Source organism: Ktedonobacter racemifer DSM 44963 (genome assembly GCF_000178855.1).
GTDB lineage: Bacteria > Chloroflexota > Ktedonobacteria > Ktedonobacterales > Ktedonobacteraceae > Ktedonobacter > Ktedonobacter racemifer.
Genome location: NZ_ADVG01000002.1, coordinates 1,325,140 through 1,348,349, shown reverse-complemented (window position 1 = coordinate 1,348,349; position 23,210 = coordinate 1,325,140). Strand labels below are relative to the sequence as shown.

Below are 23,210 nucleotides of genomic sequence, written 5' to 3'. Positions count from 1 at the left end.
GAATTAGGAATTCATATGTCTCAGATAACTGCCCAGCGACTGGCCCAGATCCCATCAGCAACTGACCTCTATAACATTGATCACCTGCTCTCTGATGAAGAGCGTATGGTGCGCGATACTGTGCGTAAGTTTGTACGCGAGCGCGTCCTGCCCATTATTGACCAGCACTTTGAGGCCGGTACCTTCCCACGCGAATTGATTCCAGAGATCGCTGAACTGGGGTTGCTGGGAATGCACCTCGATGGCTATGGTTGCGCTGGCTTGAGCGCGGTGTGCTATGGGTTGGCCTGCCAGGAGCTTGAGGCTGGCGATAGCGGCCTGCGTTCATTTGTCTCTGTGCAGGGCTCGCTGGCCATGTATCCTATTTATGCCTTTGGGTCAGAAGAGCAGAAAGAGCACTGGCTGCCGCGTATGGCGCGAGGCGAGGTTATTGGCTGCTTTGGTCTGACGGAGCCTGATTTTGGCAGCGAGGCCGCTGGCATGCGCACCAGCGCGCGCCGGGACGGCGATGAGTATATCCTGAATGGCACAAAGATGTGGATTACGAATGGTGGTGTGGCGGATCTGGCGGTGGTCTGGGCGCGTGCCGAAGATGGTATTCGCGGCTTCCTGGTCGAGCGTGGGACACCGGGCTTTACGACCAGCGATATTCATCACAAACTATCGCTGCGCGCCTCGGTTACGTCTGAGCTGCATTTCGAGGAATGCCGTGTGCCAGCCAGCAATATGTTGCCAAACGTGAAGGGCATGCGTGGCCCCCTCTCCTGCCTCAATGAGGCCCGCTTTGGCATCTCCTGGGGTGTGACTGGCGCGGCTCGCGCCTGCTTTGAGACGGCGCTGGAGTATGCTAAGACGCGTGTCCAGTTTAAGCGCCCTATCGCCAGTTTCCAGCTGGTGCAGCGCAAGCTGGCCCTGATGGCCACTGAGCTGGTCAAGGCGCAGCTCCTGACCTTGCAGCTTGGACGCTTGAAAGATGAGGAGTTGTTGCACCCGGTGCAGATCTCGCTCGCTAAGCGCAACAACTGTCGCGAAGCTCTGGAGACGGCGCGCGAGGCGCGTTCCATTCTTGGCGCGAACGGCATCACGCTTGAATATCCGATCAGCCGCCATATGAATAACCTGGAGTCGGTCTTTACCTATGAGGGCACTGACGATATCCATACCCTGATCATAGGCCAGGCCTTAACAGGCATCAACGCCTTTGAGTAGTCTCCGCTAAGGTGCTACCTGGTGGCTAAAAACGACCAGGCGTTGATCATAGCCAGTGCCGGTCCAGGCTCCGCTACAGGTAATCAAGTTCAGGCGATGCTCGGTAGTGGAGCCAAAGACCTCATTTTGGGCTTCACTGCCGGGTTCGTTGGCTGAGTAGCTTTTGACGCTGTCCACCACATAGGTCAGGGTTGTTTCTCCCCCTGTATCGATGTAGATGCGTGCGCCAGGCGTGAGCGTGTGGAGGGACCAGAAGATGGCGGGATCGCCACCCACGCGGTCCACATGCCCGGCGATGATGGCGTTCCCCGCCTGCCCGGGAGCCGCACCTAACTCATACCAGAAGACGCTGGTCCAGTAGGGGGAGTTGAGCGCCTGCGAGGTAGGAGCATCCATCTTCCCATCGGGTGTCGCGCCAACCCCCAGAACAGACGCATCGACATACAGACTAGGGATGCGGATCTTCGCCGGCTGCCAGGAGGCGATCTGCGTGGTATTAACCTGGCGGTTAAAGTTGTAGATCAAGACTCCCACAATCACCACCAGCAGGAGTCCACTATACAGTAGCAGCTTCCTCATTGCTTCCTATAGACGTAAATAAAACTACGGTGCAAACTTACTTTTAGTATATGCTCATACCGCTTTTCCGTCAATATATGAGATTGCAGTCACCCAAAGGATCTATCATAGGAGTCTGTTGCTTTTAGTGCCCTGGCTCCTGGTGATGGTTTTCTTTCGTTGATGAAGGGGAGGTTGATGAGTTCTTCTTGCGCAGACGTGTGATGACGTAGGCCAGAATAGCGCCCAGGACCACGACGCTCGCGATAATCCAGCCTGCTGTTCCCACCAGATGCTCGACCTGGGCGAAGTTTTCATGGAAGATGCGACCCGCGTAGTAGCCGACGAGGCCGACTATAGTTGCCCAGAGAATGCCGCCAGTTGCGTTATAGATGAGAAATGCTCGCCAGGGCATATGATTAACGCCAGCCAGGAAGGCGGCCCAGGCACGTAAGATCGCGGTAAAGCGTCCCAGAAAGACGGTCTTGCCACCATGATGCTCAAAGAACTGCCCGGCTTTCGCCAGGTGTTTCTGCCGGATGAAGACGTATTTCCCATAGCGCTCGACAAAGGGACGGCCACCTTTGCGCCCAATTTCAAAGCCGATATTATCGCCCACAATCGCCCCCATAGCGGCACAAACGATCACAAATACAATATTCAGGCGGTGGTCGATAGCGGCGTAAAAGGAGCCAAGCAGGAGCATTGTCTCCCCAGGAATGGGAATCCCGATACTCTCAATCATGACAAAGAGGAAGACCATCGGGTAGCCGAAGGAGGCCAGCAACTGTTGCATGGTCTCAAGTGAGATCAGGGCTGCCTGGACCTGTTGGCGTATGAGTAGAGCACGTAAGATGTGCATGTATTTCTCTATCCTTCCGGCAAAGAGTAGGTCACAGTTGGCGCGTGGTAGTGGGACGACGCTGCTAAAGCTCTTTTAAAAAATAACGTGCGTGGACTGTGCTGCCGAGGGGCCGCGCTGGTCGGATGGTATGTTATCTGATTCTTTTCTAAAACTTCATAAGCACGCGCCAGGTTTCTCTAGTTATTACGCCTATCCAGTACAGATAGTTGTGCGTGGAAAGGTAGCGGAGGATGAGAAGAAGGCTGCGCGGAGTAGCAACTCTGCGCGGCCTTCTTGCCTGGTCTAGCTATGTGTATGAACCTGCTGACGCGTCTCAGAGATGTAGAGACTGCGAGAGGGTTTTAGCTCTTACAGGCGGGAAGATCTTTCAGGCCCTTGGGACCCAGGTCATTGCCATAGTCCGAGATTTTCCAGGTGCCATCCTGATCCTTCACCAGGGTGAACTTTAGCTCATAGGTCTGTTGGAGATGTTCACGTTTAATGGTGTAGGAGTAGCTCTGAGTATTCCCGTCGTTGGTAGCGCTACCAGCGACCTCTGTGTAATCAGTAATGGCGCCATAGCATTTGTCGCTTGCCTGAGCCTGGTGGGTAAAATCGCCCTCTGAGAGTTGGATCGTGATGGACGGTCCAAGTGTGCGATAGGCCTGGGCGTAGTCCCTGGTCGAAAGCGCTGAAAGGAAGCTCGTATTTGTGCCAGCAGGACCGGAACCCGCGGCAATTCCCTGGAAGAGGTTCATTGCGACAAAGAAGCCAAATACAGCACAGACTAACAGGATCGCCGCGACAACAAAAACAGCCTTGCGAAAGGTTTTCGGTTGTGGCGTTTCGCGTTTGGGCCGCCCGACTCGCGGCGTTGGTGGGGGTTGGTTTACACGTACCATGCCGGGAGGACGTTGGGGGATGGCTGGTACCTTGCCGGTACCATTGAGAGCCGCCATTTTCTTACTGGCCAGCTTCTCCCATGACTCCCCTCCCTGTCCTTGTCGTCCTTGCATGCTCGGTCCTCCTCGTGTGCGAAGTTGTTAGCGAATCGTGGTTTCTACTATACACGTTTTGTCATTAAACGTCTAGCAAAATAGTCCCTGCGACTGAAGTATGGGTGCGCTCCAGGTGCCGCAGTGCATTGCGGGCCTGGGTACGTGTTGTTTGCCCTTTGGTGATTAACAGGTAGGTCTGGTCGGCGTGAGCGGCGAGTAGAGAGGTATTCAGGCCCGTGAGCACGGGGGTACCATGTAAAATAAGCAGGCTTAATCCAGGGTAACGGGCCGCCATATAGGCTTTTAGTGCTTGTATCGCCTCGTCTATGTGGCGCATGAGCAGCCGGGAGGTTTCCTGACTGGATAGGGAAAGCGTGCCCGCACTCAGGAGTAAGAGTTCTGGCAAAAATGTGGGACGCACGTACTGCTCAATCTGCTGCGACTCTTTATTGAAGGAGGCGAGCAGATCGCTGAGTCCACTGGTCTGACCCATGCCAAAGCGTTGCTGGATATGAGGGGTTTGCAGGTTCGCGTCTACCAGTAAGGCTGGCAAGCCATTTTGTGCTGCTGCGATGGCCAGGTTTGTCGCTGTCAGGCCGGGTTCGTGCTCACTCGCGGGTGAGGCTAGCACAATCGCTTGCGGTTGTTTTTGTGCCGCATCGAGAGAGAAGCGAATATTGGCAATGATCTCGGTATACGCGAGACTATAAGTTGAGCTTGTGTTGTAATCGCTAAGCAGAGATGCTTGCTCCTTTTTTTGTAAAGCCACGTCTATGTTCCTTCCCTTAGGATACTGAAGCCTGGCGAGGCTTGCTCTGGCCTTTCTCCGTTGCGGAGGCGGCCGGAATTTCACCGATGATAGGCAGTTGCAGAAGATCTTCAAGCTCCTCTTTGTTGCGCACACGATCATCGAGATATTCCATGAGGAATGCCAGGGCGATGCCAAGTAGCAGGCTGACCAGGATCAGGGCCACCAGCTGGAGCGGTTTATTGCCAGCAGGACCACTAACGAGGCTTGGATCGGAGGCACCACTGACCAGTTGCGCTTCGACCTGGGGATGAATACTGGCATCGCTCACGCTACTGCCATTGCGAATTTCATAATCGAGGAAAGAACTGCCTTGTTGCGTAAAAACCTCGCCTACTGCCGTAGCAATGGCTTTAGCGCCTTCAGAAGTTTGATAGGTCGCGGTGATGGTGAGTATGCTATGAGTGTGTGTCGAAGCCAAGGCACCAGCAATAGCACCCTCATCAATCTGGTTGGCGCCTTGCGGATTGCCATTATGAGCATAATCCTGGTCTACTTGTTGCTTTACCCGGGCCACAAAATCCTTGGAGGTGAGGGTTGGTCCGGTGACGATTTCATCGGCCAGGGTCTCCCCGGTGCTCAGGTAATCGGTGGCATTAGCATTTTTATCATTGGTATTTGCCTGTAGGCCAATGCGAACCGTCACATTTGACTGGTAGGTCTTGAGTGCACCAGGCGTCTTGCTCAATTTATAGTACTGGTAACCGGCGAAAGCCGTTGCGATCACTACGAGGGCTACAATGATCCAAAGCCTTCGTCGTATTACTGCCCAATAGGCTCGTAGTTCCACGTTTCTCTACCCTTTCTACTAGCTTCTTATGCGCTGGTAGTGTTCTATTTATGAGATGACATCATTGCTCGGCTGGATGCTTCTCTGCGATTGTCCAGTCTGCATTTTGGCTTCTATAAACTGCAAGATGCGACGCTGGAAACGCGGTGTGTCGAACTCCAGGGCATGATTGCGTATAGCCATCGGATTAAAGTGGCGCTCGTCAAAGGAGGCGAGCGCGTCGGCCAGGCTCTCGACGGTCTGTTCGCGGAAGAAGACGCCAGTGACGCCTTCTACAACGGATGCCAGGGCGCCTCCCGCGCCATAGGCGATGACCGGGCGGCCCGCTGCCTGTGCCTCTAAGGGCGTAATGCCAAAATCCTCTTCGCCAGGGAAGAGAAAGGCACGACAATGACTGATATAATGGGTAACTTCCTGATCGGAGAGTCCACCCATGAAGCGAATGGTTGGGCCAGCGAGCTTTTTCAGTCGTTCTTTATCTCGGCCTTTTCCAATCACGACTAGCGGCAATTGTAGTCGATTGCAGGCTTCAATCGCCAGATCTATACGCTTATATGGTATCAGGCGACTTAAGACCAGGAAATAATCTCCTGGCTGCGTGGCTGGATCGAAGGGAAAGCGCTTTACCTCAACTGGAGGTGGAATGAAGATGGCCTCACGTCGGTAGTATTTGCGGATGCGGTCGACGATGGACGGTGAGTTGGCGATAAAATGATCGACGCGCATCGCGGTCGTCTGATCCCAGAGACGCAGGCCCGTGATCATCAAGGGAAGAAGTGTGCGCGCCGCCTTGCCCAGTTGTTCGCGCTCGACATACTCCTCATAGTTCCAGCACCAGCGCATAGGGGTATGGCAATAACAAATATGCATTGTCTCTGGCCTGGTGATGACGCCTTTGGCAAAGGCGCTTGAACTGCTGAGCACCAGGTCATAGCCACGGAGATCTAAATTCTCCATTGCGAAGGGATAAAAGGGTAGATAGGGCTGGTGATGCCTAGTCACCATGGGCAGTTTTTGCATAAAAGATGTACGAACATCTATGTTTTTGAAGGCGGGATCAACGCGCTCAGGATCATAGATAGAAGTATAGATAGGGGCGTCGGGGAAGAGCTCATGCAGTGCCAGGACCACACGCTCCGCCCCCCCCATTTGATTGAGATAATCGTGTACCAGTGCGACTTTCATTGAATATTAATACGCTCCTCGTCGTAGTAGGACTGCCGGGATAGTGCTTAGTAAGATCTGGAAGTAGAGACGTAGCGAGAAGTTCTCAATATAGTAGAGATCCATAAGCACGCCCTCGTCGAAACTGAGATTGCTGCGCCCGCGTACCTGCCACAGGCCGGTCAGGCCCCCCTTCATCGCGAAGCGTCCCTTCTGCCATTCCTCATACTGCGCGACCTCGGCGGGAACAGGCGGACGGGCCCCAACCAGGCTCATATCGCCCTTGAGCACATTAAGAAGCTGGGGGATTTCATCCAGACTTGTTTTGCGTATAAACTTCCCAATGGGGGTGATACGCGGATCATCTTTCATCTTAAAGAAATGGCCCTGGGCCTCATTCCTGGCCTGGAGAGCAGCCTTGCGCTGCTCGGCATCTTGATACATGGAGCGGAACTTATACATCTTGAAGGGTTTCTCGTTCAGCCCGATGCGCGTCTGCTGGAAAATGACCGGCCCTGGGGAGGTTAATTTGATCAGGAGGGCAATGCCGAGCCAGAGTGGCGATCCAAGCAGGAGCACAGATGCCGACCCCAGGATATCGATCAAGCGTGTAATAATACGCTGAGTGGTATTGAGTGAGGCCTGGCGAATACCAATCAGGGGAATGCCCTCAATGGCCTCCATATCGATGCGCGAGAGGCTTAGTTCGTATAAGTCTGGGATTAACTTAAACGAGGTTCCCAGGCGCTCGCAGAGCTTCACACTTCTTACAGCCTGCTGGTGCAGGTTGGAGGGGAGCGCGATAATGACCTCGTCGATTTGCATCGAGCGAATCACCATCGCGATATCATCAATCGTGCCCAGCATCTTAAAGCGCCCAAAGTCGCCTGGCTCCTCGCTCATATCGTGCAGAAAACCCACGATTGAGTAGCCGAGATTGGGGCTGGCTGTAATATGCTGCATGACCATTTTGCCCAGGCGCCCCGAGCCTACGACCAGCAGGCGCGTCTCTCCCAGGCCCATGCGGTAGAGCATGCTCATCCCCTCGGAGACAAGGAATCGCCCCAAAATGAGCATGAGGATGGTGACCAGCCAGGTGAAGACGAAGAGCAAGCGCGAGGTCGCTGGCGGCTGAAAGGTAAAGTAATAAGTGATCAAGAAGGCCAGGCCCAGTGTCGTGGAGCCAAGGATAATTTGTGCCTGGCGGAACCAGGTACCGGTCAGGCGCAGGCGGTAGAGGCCACGGAAGATGAAGATGACGAGTAGCCCCAGAATGATACCAATCTCCAGTCCCAGGAAATGATCTGGCCCTTTCAGGCCATCTATCGCCGTGTCATTATTCAGGAGATTTGTGCGTACATTGATCAGGAGATGACTGAGAATGCTACCAGGTTCGTCAAAGGCCTGGCGTAGCGTGTAGGCCAGTTGAAATGAAACATGAATAAGCCACGCATCCAGAACAAGCATCGCGACGCATTCAAAGATGCGCCATTGTCTGCGATGTGATCGACGTTTGGAAATGGTCTGGGTGATGGGACCTGTCGCTCCTGTCGTACCAGAGAGGCCGGGTTGAGGAGCGTTCTGGGTCCGGGTGATCCCCGTTCTGCTCGTATCTATCTTCATGGTCTCTTTTTGCATGGTCTCTTTATTTCATCTATTACTATGGCGCTTTGGCTTCTCTGTATATTTCTATGCAGGAGTGGCGCCTGAATGCCTTCAAGTTCGTTCAAATAATAAAGACGCTTTTTGCGGTCAGAAAGAAACGCGTGTCAATCTCACAAAATAAATTTTTAGTTAGTCACTCGTTGTCGAGGCCGTTCCCGGGCGGCCTGCTCATATGCCGCAATAGTTTTTGTGACCATCCTTTGGACGGAGAAGCTCTCCATTACTTTGTGCGCCTCCTTGCGACAACGTTCTTGTAGTTGGGTATCGGTCAAGGCCTGGTGGAGGGCTGAGGTCAGGGCCTCGCTATCCTGAGGGGCGACGCAAAGCGCCAGGTCCAGACCTGCCTCGGGGAGGCTTGATACATTGGTCGTGACCACTGGCGTACCTCCTGCTAGCGCCTCGGCAACCGGGATGCCAAACCCTTCGTAAAGCGAAGGAAAGGCAAAGACACTGGCTGCTTGATACCAGAGCTCCTGATCCTGATCATTCACATAGCCTGGAAAGATGACATCCTGCTCCAGCCCCAGTTGTTGAATGCGGGCGAAAATCTCATCGTAGAGCCAGCCTTTGCCGCCAGCCAGGACAAGCTTCTCACGGCGCCCTTGATCTTGCCGCAAGCTATGATAGGCCTCGATAAGGGTTGGAATGTTCTTCCTCGGCTCAAGCGTTCCCAGGTAGAGAATATACCCATCCGTAAGCCCGTGTTTCTGACAGAAGCCTGCACGTTCCTCTTCTGAATGAACGTTTGCGAAGCGCGAATCGATACACATATGCACGGTGTGGATCTTCTCCAACGGAATGTGTGCCAGAGTGTGGGCGTCGGTGCGTGTACTCTCTGAGACACTGATAATCGCTGTAGCTTGGCGCAGGCTGCGAAGCGTAAACGTGCGATGATACAGGCGTTTACTTGTTGTCAGTACTTCAGGAAAGCGCAGAAACGCGAGATCGTGCAGGGTAACAACACTGGCGCAGCCTTTGGGAAGCAGAGCCGGTAACACATTTACTGGGGAATGAAGAACGTCGATGCGTCGCTGGCGTAACTGATTTGGGAGCGTGAATTGTTCCCAGGTTACACGTGCGGTTGGTTGCGTCTCTGGCCAGGGTGCGGAAACATAGGTAATCTGTGGGTGATAGGCATGTAGCTGCTCAATGACATCTTCTCCGTTGACGAAGACTGTGTAGTGGTGCTCCCCTGGCTGCCTGGCTAATTCGCGGAGCAGGTAACGTATATAGCGGCTGACACCGCCATTGCGATAGTTTTGACCGAAGGATAGCAATTGAGCATTGATACCTATATGCATATCGATGACAGTCTCCTATAGCTGCATAACGTCGCTTTTTTACAGTAACAGCCAGTAGCTCTGGGCTTCTTAATGAAATATTGGCAGTAAGTGCCTTGATGCAGATAGATGAGAGTGATAGGCTCTTGCTGTGAGAGCTTTAAAAAGTTCGATGTTGGACGAAAAATCAGAGTTATAACGAACGACCAGGACAGAAAATGTTGCGTATTATGCTCTCATACTAAATATCGGCTGTTAGCTGTAACTGTAGACCCTGATCAGGGCCCTGACAGTTTTTAGTATACTCTCTAAGCGATGAGTTGTATAATAAATGGCCCTATTAGCCTGTTTCCTATATGGGAGGAATTCCTCTTCAATTGCAACTATGCTCATAAGAGAGAACGAAATATATGGTTATTTATCGCTCTCCACTTTTTCTCTGCGCAAAGCTAGCAAGGAGTAATGCTGTCTGTCTGGTGAAGGCTGAGACCTCAGCTTCTCCAGCTAGCGCAGTGATAACAAAGGGTAAGGAATGCTGGGGAGCAAGGAGGGCAAGCGGCTGACTACTCGCGGTTGTTGGAAGCAAGGCTGATCGTTGCCCATACGCTAGCTCACTACTTGCGCGTGCCAGTTGTACAAAGGGTACATCTGGGGCCTGCGCAGGGGTTGGAGGATAGCCATAGCGCCAGTGAGTCTGAATATCGTGGAAGGCTCGCGCGTCAAGATGATGGCGTAATTGCGTATAGACCCGCTCGGGGATCTGCCCCGCGACTAGGTGAAAATCCAGGTTTGCTTGCGCGTGCGTCACCACGTGCTCGCCATTATCGCTGGCGTTCGCAGAAAAAGGCAAACCTATAAGTGTAGTGAGGCTACAGGTGGGGACCAGTAGCTGCGTGTAGTGGAGTTGTAGACCCTCGAGGTCAAGGGCTAAGGCTGGTAGGCCCCAACGCTGGCGCAAGAGTTCCGCGCTATCTGGTAGCTCAGCCGTTGCCTGCAACAGCTCCTCAGTGGGCAGTTCGATGGCATCATAAAAGCCCTTAAGGTGGATCTGTTCGTGCTCATCCTTGATGCTTTGCAGGGCCCAGAGCAATCTCCACGAGGCGCCAGGCGCGATGCCACCGTGCATGCTATGGCTGGCTGCCTGGGGCGAGGTGGTATGCAGGCCGACGCCCAGGCGGCCCTTGCTACCAAGCAGAAGGAGTGGGGCGCTAGCGGCGTTGAGACCAGCCTCAGAGGTACCGATGGTATCATCCCAGAGGCAGGCATTGGCCTGAAGTCGGGACTGGTTAGCACGCAGAAACGCCGGGAGAAGATCTGTCTCTGTATCCTGCTGGAAGTGGATCAGCCATTTGATGGAGAGCGGCAGATCGCCCAGGATATGCTTAACTGCTTCCAGGGCTTGTAGGTATGCAAAAATAGGAAGACTGTGCCATAGTTGGTTTCCTGATAGGGAGTAGCTGTTATAGAGTAACAGGGTCGAATGTGGGTGTGCGCAGCGTTCACTATAGAAGAGCGTAGGTATTTTACCTATCGGGGGATGGGACGTGGTGGAGGTCGCGAGAGGCGGCTGGGTAAAACCAAGCTGGACCAGGCGGCTCTGGAACTGATCCAGCCAGGCTTCTGGCGCGGAAGAGAGCACCTCGCCGACTCTCTCGGTCGGGATAAATGGATGCGTGCGCTCAAAGGCCTGTAGCTGAGCGTAAAAGGTAGTATCGATCATGTACGTGGCTCCATAGACTCTATGTCTGGCCAGCAGGAGCAAAAGCGGCGTGTTTCCAGGACTTTTGCTCTGGTTTTGCTAGTACCGCAAGCTAAATATCTTGCATGCTCTCTATTGAAAGAGTATACTCTGGGACAGTAACGGGACAGGCAGTACACGAAAGAGAAAATCTCACCACGTGCTCTATGCGCTACATTGCGTTTTTCTCTGCATCGGTGTATTATAGCGTAAGGTTCCAGCAACCGCCTAGTGTGTTCTGTGTGTCTATTTACTTCTTCTCCGAAAACCCTGAGCGCGAAGCGCTAGACACGCAAGTGGCGTTGGGTTTCGGAATAAGATCTTTGTACCACGTCTTTACACACTATGAGAGCTACTGATTGACGGGAGAGATGCGCGTTGTCCAAACAACTTCGGCTCGATGTCGCACAGCTAACTGATGTTGGCCGTAGACGTCCCCATAATGAAGACAATATGGCCTACGTCATTCCTAAGGATGCCCAGATGATGGCAAAGAAGGGGGCTCTCTTCATTGTGGCCGATGGGATGGGTGGGCATGCCGCAGGCGAAGTAGCAAGCGAAATTGCTGTCGACACGATCAGCAAAGTGTACTATCAAGATGATAGGGATGACGTCGCCGAATCACTCGTATATGCCATTAAGCGTGCGAATACTTCAATTCACCAGCGAGCCGCGGAAAGCGTGATGCGTAGCGGGATGGGTACTACCTGCGTCGCCGCTGTTCTGCGAGGAAGCACGGCCTATGTCGCGAATGTAGGCGATAGCCGGGCCTACCTGGTGCATAAGGGGCAGGTACGCCAGGTATCGCAGGACCACTCCTGGGTTGAAGAACAGGTGCGTGCAGGTTTGCTCACGCAGGACCAGGCTCGTTCTCATGCGCAGCGTAATGTGATTACGCGTTCGCTGGGTACGAATGCCGAGGTTGAGATCGACATATTTGCGGAACCCCTCGATGAAAATGACTCACTGCTCCTCTGTTCTGATGGCCTCTCGGGCATGGTTGATGATGAAGAACTACGCTCAATTGTTGATCAATATGTGCCACGTGAGAGCGTCTATCACCTTGTCGAGCGCGCCAACGAGAATGGCGGAACTGATAATATTACCGCGATTGTGATCCGCGTCCAGGAGTTGGGCTGGGAACCGCCCAATGCGCGTCGTCCAATGCGCATGACCAGCCGTGAAGTCAGTGAAGAACCCACGAAGATTATGGGGAGTCTGGTGGGCGCCCCGGTTGGGCTGCTGGCCCCCAATGCTGACGCGTCCTATGGCAACACACCCTTGCGTGTGGCAAGTGGTCCCCTGACCTCGACGGAGGGGATAGCGTCGCCGCAAACGGCGGTCCCATTGCCATCGCCACGTAGCAAGCGACTTCTCTTTCCCACACTTGCGCTTTTCGTGCTCTTAATTGTGGCGCTGGTTGGTGGTGGGGCCTTCTGGTTTCTGGGGCTTGGGCAACTGGGCGTTAATGTCAATGAATCGCTCACTTCTGCCGATCAGCATATAACAAGCGCCAGGGCAAAGCTGACCGCCAATCCCGCAAATGCTCTCCAGGACTTGCAGACAGCACAACAGCAACTGCGAAAAGTCCAGACGGTTTCGTTGACGAGCGATCAGCGGGCAAAACTAGACAGCCTCAATAGCGACCTTGAGACCAGCACGAAGAGTGCGATCACCAATTATAATCAGCGTTATTTGATTTCAAACCTTCTCTGTGCGAACACCACCACTGTTCCTATTGCCAGCGGTGACGCGAAGGTGCAACCATCTGGGCTGGCGGTAGTACAGCATAATAACAAGAAGTTTTATTATACCGAAGGGTATGATTATCGCTCGCTCTATCTTATGGATGATAATCAGCATAAGTTAGGCGATAAGCTCAAAGGCGTGGATGGGCAGATCACCTCCATCACGGGCGCCGACGGGCATCTTCTTGTGCTTACCCTGAATAGTGGAACGAGCTATAGTTTACAGGTGTTCACGCCAGATGATAGCGGAGCACTCACAACATCAGACGCAAAAATCACTATTCCTGAGGATCAGATCAAAAAGGGCTATAAGCCGCTCCTCGTCTCAGCCTGGGATAAAGACGCGTATGTTTTGCTCACGTCGACTAACGCTGACAACACCGCGCTCATTCTAGACTATGCCCTGGATAAGGTTGTTGGCGCTACTGATGCGAATGCGGCGCCACCAGAGATGCAACTGTCTTCGGCTAACATCCTGAATATGGCAGCCTTCCCAGGCAAACAGCTCTTCCTCTTGCTTGACAATGGTACTGTGCAGAGTGTGCAGTTCAATGGGGGCAAGGGTGCAGCGGTCAACGTCGGAGTGCAACAGCCCATTTATGCTCCGCTCAATGCCAGTGCGCAGGCCTTTACAAGCAAAATGGCCGTGCCGGCTCCTGCTCCACAGATCCAGGCGACGCTCTTGATCTCACGCGCGACCTCGTCTGTTCTGTCCGCCATGAAGGTGGGGGGGACGCCCCACTTATTCGTCGCGGATGGTGCCAGCCATCGTTTGCTTGATTTGAATCTGGTTTCGAGCAGTTCGCAGACGGCGCCAAAGGGACAGACAACTGGCACACCCCCCATTAAGGTCCAGCTATCGCGTCAATATGTGTCGGCGAACTTACTGGGTAATGTGAAAGGCATCGCCGCAGATCCAGGGGAGAACATACTCTACCTGGTCTCACAGACGGGTCCGGTGGATGCCCCACGCACACAGCTCACTATTGACGCCAGCAAGGCTTCGACTGATTGCCAGCCCTGAGCGGGCCAGGAAGTTACCTCTCCTCTGACAGTTTCCCGACAGCGCAAGAAACAGCAAGCCGCTGGCTGGGAACTGACATGGGAAAGGTAGCTTTTTTTTGGTGTTCGCAGTATCATTATCCGTAATCTTTATATTTATGCGGTATCGTCCGATACATGAAAATAAAAGGCAATAAAAAGCAGTAAGGAGCATTGTAACGTGGCTTTTGAGGTGCATTTTCGCAGCGCCACCTGTGGCGAGTTGACCGCGAAGGATATTGACCGCGAGGTGACGCTCTCCGGTTGGGTCAATCGTCGCCGTGACCATGGTGGTCTGATCTTTCTCGATTTGCGCGACCGTTATGGCTTGACGCAGGTTATTTGCGACCCCGAACGTTCGCGCGAGGCGCATCAGATTGCGTCTGAGGTGCGTTCAGAGTATGTGGTGCAGGTAAAAGGACTGGTGAAGCATCGTCTTCCTGGAACAGAGAACACACAGTTGCCCACAGGCGAGATCGAGATCGTCGCCCAGTCGATTGAGATTCTCAATTACTCGCGCACGACGCCTTTCCCGATCAATAGCGACGCAATCCAGGTCGATGAGCCTCTGCGCCTCAAGTATCGCTATCTCGACCTGCGCCGTCCTCATATGCGCGATAACATCATCCTGCGCCATCGCATCGTCAAGGAGATGCGCGACTATCTCGATGAGCGTGGCTTCCTGGAGATTGAGACGCCTATCCTGATGAAGAGCACGCCAGAGGGCGCGCGCGACTACCTGGTGCCAAGCCGCCTGTATGAGGGCGAGTTTTACGCGCTACCCCAGTCGCCTCAGCAGCTCAAGCAGCTCCTCATGGTCGCGGGACTGGATCGTTATTTCCAGATTGCGCGCTGTTTCCGCGACGAGGACCAGCGTGCTGACCGTCAGCCTGAGTTCACTCAGCTCGACGTCGAGATGGCCTTTGTTTCCGAAGAAGACGTCATGGGTCTTATCGAGGATATGCTGATTAAGCTGATCGAGAAGACGACGAAGAAGCGCATCAAGCAGCGTCCCTTCCCACACCTGAGCTTTAAAGAGGCCATGGATCGCTATGGTACGGACCACCCCGACCTGCGCTTTGATCTTCCCCTGGTGGAGATCTCAGACCTGGCGGCGGCGGGTACCTTTGGCGTCTTTAAGAGCGCGCTCTCCGCGAGTGGCATGGTCAAGGGCTTGAAGGTGCCTGGTGGTGCAAGCTATACCCGCAAAGAGGTCGATGAGATCACCGAGTTTGCGCGTACACTGGGGGCCAAAGGCCTGGTGCAACTGGCGATTCAGGAGGGCGGCACAATTAAGTCTCCGCTGACCAAATTTATGGCTCCTGAAGAGGTGCAGGCCATTGTGGAGCGCCTGGAGGGCCAGCCTGGCGATCTCCTGCTTTTTGTGGCCGACAGTGCCAAGGTTGCCAACGATGTCCTCTTCCGTCTGCGTGTCAAGATGGCGGAGCGCCTGAAGCAGATCGATCCAGAGGAGATGGCGCTCTGCTGGGTTGTGGACTTCCCGCTGTTCCACTACGATGAGGATCTCCAGCGCTATGATGCGGAGCACAACCCCTTCTCGGGCATGGATGAGGCGCATATCGAGCGCCTGGACTCCAATCCGCTGGACATTCGCGCCAAGCAGTATGACATCATCTGTAACGGGTTTGAGGTCGGCGGCGGTAGCGTCCGTATCAATGTGGCCGAACTCCAGCGCAAGGTCTTCTCGTTGATGAAAATGAGCGACGAGCAGATCCAGGAGCAGTTTGGGCATATGCTAGAGGCCTTTGAGTATGGCGCGCCCCCCCACGGTGGCATCGCCCTGGGTGTCGACCGCCTGGTTATGCTCTTCGCCGACGAGGATAACATTCGCGAAGTAATTGCCTTCCCCAAGACGCAGAGTGCGCAAGATCTGCTGATGGGAGCGCCCGCACTGGTTGATGACAAGCAACTCAATGAACTGCATTTGCAGGTGCGCCCACAGGCCCAGCCAAAGGGCGAGCGTGTCTAGCAGCGTCCGATCCCCATCATCGCTGGGGTAGCGCGCAAGTGTGAGATGCAAGAGAGAGGTAGGCATTTGCTACCTCTCTCTTTTTTCGTTGAAACGTGCCTTCATCCAGTAGCAGGCGTGTGGCAGTATCGCCCAAATGCCTCTTATAGCCCTCCCAGAGGGCCCAAAAAAACTGGCCGTTCTCCCATAACCTCTTTTGAAGATTCCCTCGCTAGAAGAGTCTCTGAACGCCAAAGAACAGCTGGTATACAACAAAGGAAATTGGCTAGGGAGAGATGTGTCAGGGAGGAGAAAACCCAATTCCGGCAATTATGTAAAGTGTATTTACAAGGCCGATTTGGATAGAGTTCTATAATTATTATAGGTATCTAGTTATTATAGGTAAAGGTACCATACGAAAAACCCCAGACTCAATCGTAGGTTTGACATCCGGTTGGGAGGATGGAAGGAGAGAAGTTTATGACATCGATGAATCAGGGAAATACCAATCGTATCGCGACAGCAGCTGTGAATTCGGCACCATCTGCCGCCAATGCTTTACACCGCCAGGCGGCGGCCGCTCTCGGGAGCACTACCGTAGGTATTGCACCTAAATTTGTGCCCACTCTAAGTGAGGATGACGCCGTGGTTCAGGCGCGCCTGCTCAAGGCGCTGGCTGATCCGACACGCTTGCGCATTTTGAGCCTGCTAAGTCGACACGAAGGAGAAGTGTGTGTCTTTGAAATAGTAGAGAGCTTCACACTAGAGCAACCAACAATCTCGCACCACCTGCGCATTCTGCGTGATGCGGGACTGGTCGATTGCCGTAAGAAGGGCCTGTGGGCCTACTACTATGTGCGTCGCGATGCTCTGGCACGCGCGCGTGATGTCATTGAGGGGCTTGCGTAGTCACTTATGATGTAGGGACTGGGTTGCATGCGCACTGATACGATTCGGGCAATACGCGCTGAGCGTGTTTAGTGCGCCCTGCTCGCTTCTTACGCGTTTCTGGTTGGTCTTATTGTGAGTTCTTGTGTCTGCCGCAATCCTGTAACCTGGTTACCCGGTGTAGAGTATATGTCTGCTTATTTTATCTCTGCACCAACAGGGGAAGTGCCTATACAGAACCCTGAGCGCGTTAGCGTTAGCCACGAGAGTGGCGCCGCGCCCCCGAATGGGGGTGGGGTTCTGTTTAAGGATGCGGCAGCCATTTCTGAAGAGTTGAAAGCTTAGAAAAACTAATTTTGAAAAAAGGCCTTCAAAGCTCTTGACAATTCTCCACGAATGCTGTAGTATACAACCCGTGATTGATCCCGTAGCTCAGTGGATAGAGCGACAGATTGCGGATCTGTAGGCCGGAGGTTCGACCCCTCTCGGGATCGCCAGATATCAGTCGGTAACGATTGGTGTTGAAAACAATTGAATAGCATATGATTGATCCCGTAGCTCAGTGGATAGAGCGACAGATTGCGGATCTGTAGGCCGGAGGTTCGATCCCTCTCGGGATCGCTAAATACAAAAGAGAGACCAGCTTGTACAAGCTGGTCTCTCTTTTGTATTTAGCGATCCCGAGAGGGAGGGCGCCTACAATTGCTATTGAACTGGGAGTTCAGACGCTTCAGCTATTTCGTTTTGGGCTGTGAGCGCCACGGCCTCGTCTCCTGTCTCGCGTAGTGTGCCCAGGCGGCGCATCTCGGGCCAGATGCCGGCTACGGCTAAGACAACCAGGACGGTGCCGATGCCACCGATTACCGCAGAGAGAACAGGCCCTAAGAATTGGGCCGTGACTCCCGACTCAAAGCCGCCTAACTGGTTGGATGAGGCGACGAAAATGGAGTTGACCGCCGAGACCCGCCCGCGCATATGATTGGGTGTCCGAGTCAGCATAAGGGTGCTGCGAATAATGACGCTAATATTGTCCAACCCGCCCAGGCAGAAAAGCATCACGAGCGAGAGCCAGAAGGACTGTGAAACGCCGAAGATGATTGTGGCCAGGCCAAAGCCCGCGACCGCCAGGAGCAAGGTCCGCCCGGCGCGCTGAAAGGGTGGGCGATGGGCGATGAATAGTGTTACGCAGATAGCGCCAAGCGAGGGCGCGGCCTCCAGCCACCCCAGGCCTGTAGGTCCAACCTTGAGAATGTCCTGCGCGAAAATGGGCATTAAGGTTGTCGCGCCGCCCAGGAGCACGGCGAAGAGATCAAGCGTAATCGCAGCCAGGATGATTGGGGCATGGCGTAGAAAGGCAAAGCCCTCGCCAAGATCCTGAAGCGTGGTCTTTTTACTGCTTGTCTTCTTGATACTGGTCGGGGCCAGGGTTCGTATCTGCCAGAGCAGGATGACGAAGAGGAGGCCTGTCAGGGTGTTGAAGAGATAGACCTGAATGGTGCCATGAAAGAGAGCGATGGCGAAGCCGCCCAGGGCCGGGCCGAGAACCGAGGCCAGTTGCCATGAACTGCTGAACCAGGTCGCCGCGTTCTCAAAGCTACCTTCGGGTACCGTTTCCGAGAGAAAGGCCTCGGAGGAGGGACTGTTAAACGCGGACGCGCATCCCACAAGCAGGAGGCAGAAATAAACCATCCAGATGGGGGCCTGGGTGTAGGAGAGAGCCGCCAGGGCCAGTGAGATGAGCACCAGGGCGGCCTCTGTCACCAGAATGATACGTTTGCGGTTATACGTATCGGCGAGTTGGCCACCGGGAAGCGATAAAAATATGACTGGTAGGACCTGTACCAGGCCTACTCCGCCCAGAATAAGTGCTGAATGTGTGCGTACATAGAGTTCCCAGCCGATAGCCACGCTCAGCATGCGCTGACCTATGCTCGCGATGAGCGAACCCAGGAACAGGAGACGAAAGTCGCGAATACGGAGCGCACCATAAGGATCGATTTTCTCCGGTGGGGGAACACCATTTCCCCCTTGTATTGATTGTTTGTCTGCCACGAATACCTCGTTAATTCTAAGAATTACTATGTATTATAGTTGACTTAATTGAGTATTAAAATTTTCCCATGAATAGTTTAACACAAGCAGAGAAATACCGATTGCATCCGCCCAACAGGCTACTTTAAGCAAGAGAACAATAAAAATAGCTCTACCCTCCTCATAAAGAAAGGTAGAGCTAAAAGACCCCAAAATTGGCATTGCCTTGCTTTAAGTCGCGAAACCTTACCAGAAATTGTCGTCGTTTCGCAGGCTTCACCGGACATCGCCTGCGGATGCCCCCGTTTTCAAACGCGGGGAGGAAGCAGGCGTTCCTTGTCGGAGTGGGGCAACGGAGGGGGAGCCTTTCCGGTTCGCTGCCCCGCAAAAAGAAAAGTAGACCATGAAACAAACCATCATTGCCAAACTCAAGTTGCACACCACCAGCGAGCAGCTCGCCCAGCTTCGTAACCTGCAGCTGGCCTATCGCGACGCGCTGAATTATGTCAGCCGCTACGCCTTTGAACATGGCAAAATGAGCAGCAAAAGGCGCTTGCAGGAGGGCACCTATCAAGAGCTTCGGGTGCTCTACGCCTTGCCGGCGCAGATGGCCTGTTCTGTCCCTCGCCAGGTAGGAGCGACCTACAAGGGCTTGTGGACCAAATACAAAAAGCATGCCGCCAGCCGCAAGGCCGGGGTGACCAAGAAACGCTACAAAGGACTCGACCAGCCGCCCCGCTATCTCTCTCCCACCGTGACCTATCAGCAGGGCCGGGACTACGGCTTCAAAACCGAGCAGCGCGTTTCGGTCCTGACCCTCTCCGGTCGGCTGATCCTTCCCTACAGCGGCTACGAGCGCCATGTGGCCCTCATCGAGCAGGGAACCTCCATCGGTACGGCGCAGTTGTGGTATGACCAGCGGAAAAAGCGCTTCTACTTGCTGGTGGCGCTCTCCCTGGAACTGCCCGACCCCGAGCCAGGCGACCTCCCCCAAGTGGTTGGGGTGGACGTCGGACGGCGGTACCTGGCGGTGACCTCGACCACTACTGGCTCGGGTGATCCTCTCTTCTTTTTGGGCAAAGAGGCGGTTGCCCAAGCTGACCACTACACCCGCCTGAGAAAACGACTTCAGCAGAAAGGCACTCGCGGCGCAATGCGCAAAGTGCGTGCGATTGAGCAGCGAGAGAGACGGTTGAAAGCTGAGACCAACCACTGCATTTCCAAGCGCATCATCCATAGGCACCCCGCGTCCCTCATCGGGCTGGAAGAGCTAACAGACATTCGAGAGCGCACCAAGCCAAAGAAGCACCGGCGCACAAAGCAAGGCAAAAGCAGCGAGCTGGTCTCCCCCAAGCAGCGCAGGGAAAACCGGCGGCGCTCCCAATGGTCCTTTGCCCAACTGCAGGCCATGATTGCCTACAAGGCGATGCTCGCCGGCTCAGTGGCCATCAAAGTCGATGCCGATTACAGCAGCCAGGCTTGCCCCAAGTGCGGGCACACCGCGCGGGCCAATCGGCCAGGCAAGGGCCTCGTCTTTGTCTGTCAGAACTGCCATTACACGCTCCATGCGGATCTGGTGGGAGCGAGGAATCTGGTGCTGCGAACGCTTCTGGTTTGGCAAGACTGGGCCAGAACGGGGCTGTTGTCGGTAGCCCCTGATACGTCGGACAGCGAAGCCAAAGCGGCACGCCTCTCAAGGTATGCCGAGTTGCGGTGGAGTCCAGACGCAAGCCCCTCGCTTCAGCGATGGGGTCACTGACTATCCCTCTATCGCTTACGCGATGTACGCCACTCCCTTGCCTTTCTTCTGTGATCTTTTGTAGAATGCTGAAAATTCAACCCATCCACAGGAGAGTAGCGAACATACAAATCACGCGTATCTTGTTCCGCCAGATGGACGTAAACTTCTATCATCTCCCAGGTTTCATGTCCGAGGAGATTCTTAAGCGCTATAGTAGGCATTCCGTTTTTAATACAATTCACTGCAAACCAGTGACGACAAGTATGAGCGCTTACCCTCTTATCTGTGATATCAGCGATACGCTTTAACCTTGCAAACATCTGATTTATGGTTGGAGGCGTTACTGATTTACCGAACACACTAATGAAAATTGCCTCTTCAGTATTAGCAGGAACACCACGCCAATATGTGATGTAGGTATTCAAGTGTTGCCTTGCGACTTGCCCTATCGGCACCCGTCGTTCCTTTGCGCCCTTACCATGCACATTAATCATGCCATTATCCCAGTCAACATCCATAAAACGTAGGCCACACAGCTCCGAGAGTCGTATACCAGTAGACAAGAGAAGCCAGAATATAGCACGATCCCGAGCAGTCAACATCTTACGCTCATCAGGTGTGATAGAACGTCCCTTTATTGGGCGAGTACAAGCCGCATCAAGCTTTTCCAATTCTACAAGAGTAAAAACGCGAATCAGTGGCTTATCAACCTTTGGCTCCTTAACCTTAGCAGCAGGATTGAAGGCAATATAATCATGTGCAAAAAGCCACTGAAAGAAGATGAGTACATGTCGACAGTATGTCAGAATAGAACGACTGCTGTATGGTTTACCTCGACTGCTATTAGTATTGCGCAGGTAGGCCAACCACTCTAGTGGGTCAGTTGCCAAGTTTTGTCCGGTTAAGCTGCCTTTCGGTAGTAGCGGACCGAGCGAAGACGTCGAGGAATGACGTAAGCAGCGGTGGCACCAGAACCTCCCACACGATGGCGCCGTGCATAGGCTCGATCCCGGCGTGCATGCCGCTTGCCGCCCCAGATAAAAGGCGTGGGACGACGATTCCAACCTGCGACGGCATCAGTAAGCCACTGCTTGAGGATCTCGACATCATAGGTATGATAGCCTTGCAATGCTCTCCGTTTGATGATCCGTTGCACCGACTCCGCCATGTTGAGCCAGGAACCTGCATTGGGCGTGGAAAGTAAGAGAATGCCATGCTCTGCACACCACTGCACCAGGCTGTGGCTTTTGTGCCCGGCCAGATTGTCCCAGATCAAGAGGATTCTGACGGGAGGGAAAAAGCGATCCAACTGCTCGGCGGCTGGATAGATATCCCAATCCTGCCAACGCCGGCCAGTTGGAACCGTCTCGGGAGCAGGAGGACACTGTTTCAAGATGTCTGTCAATTCTCGCTGCAACCAGGGATGCAGAATGGCATTGGTACTTTGCTGAACCACTTCGGCGCGCAGTTCTCCAGTGGCAGGGCGGAACAAGGTGAGTAATTTCGCCGTTTCCCCTCGCAGGTATTGATGCGCCTGGCGTGCCGGTCGATTTTCCACCTGCCAGGAACTGCCAGGCTGTGGAATGGTCTGATACGGACCAGCCTCGTCTTCGCACCATACCTGGAACCCAAGCTGTTCGCCAATCAGATAGGCTCGCTCAATCACTGCTGTTTTTTCCTGGGTATATTCGTCATAGCTTTCTTCAACACGACCATCCTTTTTGCGTAGGGTCTTGCCTGTCTCACACCAGGTCCGACTCTTTTGCCAGCTGTAACCAGCCTCATGCAGCGTGTAGAGAATAGTAAATGTGCTCACTCGCGGCAATCCGTCAGGGGCTTCTCGTAAGGCACGTCGTAACGTAGCAAGTGACCACGTCGCTGTGCCGTCTTCTTTGCGCAAGGGATGGCGACGGAGTTCTTGGACAATCCGTGTTCGTTCAGTCGAGCCATAGCTGCGGGGATGGCCACGGCGAGGAAGGTCATCCAGAGCAACAAGACCTCGTTCATGAAAGCGGCGAATCAGCCAGCTGCTTTTGCGGCATCTGTCAGGTTTTTTCCCGCTTCGATAGCCAGAAGAGCAACGGCTCGCTGATGGCGGTTCAGACGTTCGCTGGGAGCATGGCTGATGCGTGTGAGTTCGCTGCGTTCGGCATCCGTAAGAGGGCGGAGGGGTTGAGTAATGGGATGGGACATACCGTGGGGTTCTTGAAGCGTCCTTTCATGGATCATGGGTTCTTATGTTCTCCTTGAGTATGTCACAACCGGACAAGACTTGGCAACTGACCCACTAGAATATCTCTCTCCGTTATATCAGCTATCAGCTTGTAGTTATGCTTATCAGCCATATAGCGCAGAAAGATATTCACCACCGTCTTATAATCATGTATCGCAATCCGTGAACGACCATTGGCCTCTTTTCCTTGTATAAAGGCCAACACAGCCTGCTCAAAAGTCAAGCTGGTAACACCTGGATGCGCTATCACCTGTCGTAACCAGCGAGAACGCGCCGCCAAGCGAATATCCACCAACACCACCGAAGCATCTGCCATCCATTGTTCTACTTGCTCAGCAGCACCAGGAGCCGCATAGCCAAGCAAGTACACTTGACCACCCATAGCTCACCCCCTTTCATCCATAAGCAAACCTGATACACCACCCTCCCAAACACGCACTACAACCCACAAAATAGCTATTTTTGACGCCAGAGCAAGAAAAATATGCCTCAGAACGCATTGAGA

The 23,210-nt window shown here is 53.8% G+C and carries 19 protein-coding genes and 2 tRNA genes; 7 read left to right on the top strand and 14 right to left on the bottom strand.

The genetic code is table 11. From position 1 onward, the window contains the following. The first annotated feature begins 15 nt into the window (after positions 1-15). A complete protein-coding gene (locus KRAC_RS22170; protein WP_007910942.1) occupies positions 16-1,209 on the top strand; it encodes an acyl-CoA dehydrogenase family protein in 1,194 nt (397 codons plus the stop codon). A 6-nt stretch (positions 1,210-1,215) separates the two neighbouring features. Here KRAC_RS22170 and KRAC_RS22165 read toward each other — a convergent pair whose 3' ends face one another. The 9 genes from KRAC_RS22165 to KRAC_RS22125 all read right to left on the bottom strand — a co-directional run bounded on the left by KRAC_RS22165 (position 1,216) and on the right by KRAC_RS22125 (position 11,036). Next, the gene (locus tag KRAC_RS22165) at positions 1,216-1,788 is read right to left on the bottom strand and encodes a class F sortase (protein WP_007910940.1); all 573 of its coding nucleotides are present in this window, start codon (positions 1,786-1,788) and stop codon (positions 1,216-1,218) included. A 124-nt stretch (positions 1,789-1,912) separates the two neighbouring features. Then, positions 1,913-2,629 carry a DedA family protein gene (locus KRAC_RS22160; protein WP_007910938.1) on the bottom strand — a complete coding sequence of 239 codons (717 nt, stop codon included), beginning with the start codon at positions 2,627-2,629 and terminating at the stop codon, positions 1,913-1,915. 344 nt (positions 2,630-2,973) lie between these two features. Beyond that, positions 2,974-3,627 (bottom strand): hypothetical protein, encoded by a 654-nt coding sequence (locus tag KRAC_RS22155; protein WP_007910936.1) that lies wholly within the window; start codon positions 3,625-3,627, stop codon positions 2,974-2,976. A 64-nt stretch (positions 3,628-3,691) separates the two neighbouring features. Further along, positions 3,692-4,378 carry a P-loop NTPase family protein gene (locus KRAC_RS62210; protein WP_007910934.1) on the bottom strand — a complete coding sequence of 229 codons (687 nt, stop codon included), beginning with the start codon at positions 4,376-4,378 and terminating at the stop codon, positions 3,692-3,694. Positions 4,379-4,394: 16 nt separating this feature from the next. Further along, positions 4,395-5,207 carry a YveK family protein gene (locus KRAC_RS22145; protein ID WP_007910932.1) on the bottom strand — a complete coding sequence of 271 codons (813 nt, stop codon included), beginning with the start codon at positions 5,205-5,207 and terminating at the stop codon, positions 4,395-4,397. Positions 5,208-5,255: 48 nt separating this feature from the next. Further along, positions 5,256-6,392: a glycosyltransferase gene (locus KRAC_RS22140; protein WP_007910929.1), complete on the bottom strand. Its 1,137-nt coding sequence runs from the start codon at positions 6,390-6,392 to the stop codon at positions 5,256-5,258. A 6-nt stretch (positions 6,393-6,398) separates the two neighbouring features. After that, positions 6,399-7,994 (bottom strand): sugar transferase, encoded by a 1,596-nt coding sequence (locus KRAC_RS22135; protein WP_157506956.1) that lies wholly within the window; start codon positions 7,992-7,994, stop codon positions 6,399-6,401. 167 nt (positions 7,995-8,161) lie between these two features. Then, positions 8,162-9,337: a glycosyltransferase family 4 protein gene (locus KRAC_RS22130; RefSeq protein ID WP_007910924.1), complete on the bottom strand. Its 1,176-nt coding sequence runs from the start codon at positions 9,335-9,337 to the stop codon at positions 8,162-8,164. Positions 9,338-9,734: 397 nt separating this feature from the next. Further along, positions 9,735-11,036 carry a zinc-binding metallopeptidase family protein gene (locus tag KRAC_RS22125; protein WP_007910922.1) on the bottom strand — a complete coding sequence of 434 codons (1,302 nt, stop codon included), beginning with the start codon at positions 11,034-11,036 and terminating at the stop codon, positions 9,735-9,737. A 396-nt stretch (positions 11,037-11,432) separates the two neighbouring features. Between KRAC_RS22125 and KRAC_RS62205 the strand changes: the two genes are divergently transcribed. The 5 genes from KRAC_RS62205 to KRAC_RS22100 all read left to right on the top strand — a co-directional run bounded on the left by KRAC_RS62205 (position 11,433) and on the right by KRAC_RS22100 (position 17,321). After that, complete coding sequence (locus KRAC_RS62205) at positions 11,433-13,826, top strand: Stp1/IreP family PP2C-type Ser/Thr phosphatase (RefSeq protein ID WP_007910920.1); 2,394 nt, start codon at positions 11,433-11,435, stop codon at positions 13,824-13,826. A 198-nt stretch (positions 13,827-14,024) separates the two neighbouring features. Next, positions 14,025-15,833 (top strand): aspartate--tRNA ligase, encoded by a 1,809-nt coding sequence (gene aspS, locus KRAC_RS22115; RefSeq protein WP_007910919.1) that lies wholly within the window; start codon positions 14,025-14,027, stop codon positions 15,831-15,833. Positions 15,834-16,292: 459 nt separating this feature from the next. Beyond that, entirely contained in the window at positions 16,293-16,721 is a 429-nt protein-coding gene (locus tag KRAC_RS22110; protein WP_007910917.1) for an ArsR/SmtB family transcription factor, read from the top strand. Between the two features lie 400 nt (positions 16,722-17,121). Further along, positions 17,122-17,197: transfer RNA gene (locus tag KRAC_RS22105), tRNA-Arg, on the top strand. A gap of 51 nt (positions 17,198-17,248) precedes the next feature. Further along, a tRNA-Arg gene (locus tag KRAC_RS22100) sits at positions 17,249-17,321 on the top strand. A gap of 84 nt (positions 17,322-17,405) precedes the next feature. On the opposite strand, the gene KRAC_RS22095 is transcribed toward KRAC_RS22100, so the two are convergent. Next, positions 17,406-18,752 carry an MFS transporter gene (locus tag KRAC_RS22095; protein ID WP_007910915.1) on the bottom strand — a complete coding sequence of 449 codons (1,347 nt, stop codon included), beginning with the start codon at positions 18,750-18,752 and terminating at the stop codon, positions 17,406-17,408. Between the two features lie 382 nt (positions 18,753-19,134). Here KRAC_RS22095 and KRAC_RS22090 point away from each other — a divergent pair, with 382 nt between their 5' ends. Then, positions 19,135-20,490, top strand: a complete 1,356-nt coding sequence (locus KRAC_RS22090) for an RNA-guided endonuclease InsQ/TnpB family protein (RefSeq protein ID WP_007910913.1) — start codon at positions 19,135-19,137, stop codon at positions 20,488-20,490. A gap of 8 nt (positions 20,491-20,498) precedes the next feature. On the opposite strand, the gene KRAC_RS22085 is transcribed toward KRAC_RS22090, so the two are convergent. The 4 genes from KRAC_RS22085 to KRAC_RS22065 are packed head-to-tail and all read right to left on the bottom strand — an operon-like array spanning position 20,499 to position 23,087. Next, positions 20,499-21,362 carry a tyrosine-type recombinase/integrase gene (locus KRAC_RS22085; protein ID WP_157506952.1) on the bottom strand — a complete coding sequence of 288 codons (864 nt, stop codon included), beginning with the start codon at positions 21,360-21,362 and terminating at the stop codon, positions 20,499-20,501. An 11-nt stretch (positions 21,363-21,373) separates the two neighbouring features. Next, positions 21,374-22,459, bottom strand: a complete 1,086-nt coding sequence (locus KRAC_RS69200; protein WP_244422293.1) for a transposase — start codon at positions 22,457-22,459, stop codon at positions 21,374-21,376. Between the two features lie 32 nt (positions 22,460-22,491). Further along, complete coding sequence (locus KRAC_RS76190) at positions 22,492-22,701, bottom strand: hypothetical protein (RefSeq protein ID WP_040444000.1); 210 nt, start codon at positions 22,699-22,701, stop codon at positions 22,492-22,494. A 26-nt stretch (positions 22,702-22,727) separates the two neighbouring features. Further along, on the bottom strand, positions 22,728-23,087 hold the full coding sequence (locus tag KRAC_RS22065; RefSeq protein ID WP_040443999.1) for a hypothetical protein: 360 nt from the start codon (positions 23,085-23,087) through the stop codon (positions 22,728-22,730). Positions 23,088-23,210 lie beyond the last annotated feature (123 nt).